General features: G+C 50.5%; 1 protein-coding gene and 1 tRNA gene. One reads left to right on the top strand and one right to left on the bottom strand.

Translation table 11 applies throughout. The features are described 5' to 3' along the window. A partial coding sequence (locus LN415_09985) for a diphthine synthase (GenBank protein MCJ2557405.1) occupies positions 1-224 on the bottom strand: 224 nt, incomplete at its 3' end. A gap of 43 nt (positions 225-267) precedes the next feature. On the opposite strand from LN415_09985, the gene LN415_09980 reads away from it, so the two are divergent. Then, positions 268-366, top strand: a tRNA-Lys gene (locus LN415_09980). Positions 367-558: the final 192 nt, after the last annotated feature.

The raw sequence follows: 558 nt of genomic DNA, 5'->3' as shown, positions 1-558 counted from the left end.
CCCGCTTTGGCCGCGTGCAGGATCTCGTTTGGACGTTGCTCGACGGTCTCGCGGTCGACCACCTCAATAGGCTTGCCGATCGTTTGCTTGAGCTCATCTAGTCTAAGTTTAGGCAGCTTACTTGTGTAGAGCTCAGCATACACAACATCGGATTCTCGTGCTTCGCGTAGCCCCCGGAGCGATATCCCCTCGCCTTGCAAGCCAAGCCCGATGAATACGAGCATAGTATCGTAAACACTTAATTTGGGTGGACGATATAATTCGTTCGGGCCCGTGGCTCAGTCTGGTAGATGTCCTTCGAGGACAGCCAAAAGCAATCGGCTCTTAACCGATAGGTCGAGGGTTCGAATCCCTCCGGGCCCGCCACTCAAAGACCGAAAAACCTCCGCATTTTAAAACGTTGAAAAACGATAATGCACCGAGTCGAATGACTTGGGAAACCCTATTAAATCAGTATACCGAACTCATCGACCGCAAAGTGGAGGAACACCTTGAATCGCTGAAGGCGAAGGCAGCGAAATACCATCCATTCGTGTTAAAAACTTACGAAAACCTTGA

It is taken from the genome of Candidatus Thermoplasmatota archaeon, from assembly GCA_022848865.1.
GTDB lineage: Archaea > Thermoplasmatota > Thermoplasmata > RBG-16-68-12 > JAGMCJ01 > JAGMCJ01.
Note: the sequence above shows the minus strand (reverse complement) of the source record. Positions and strands in the feature narration are given on the sequence as shown.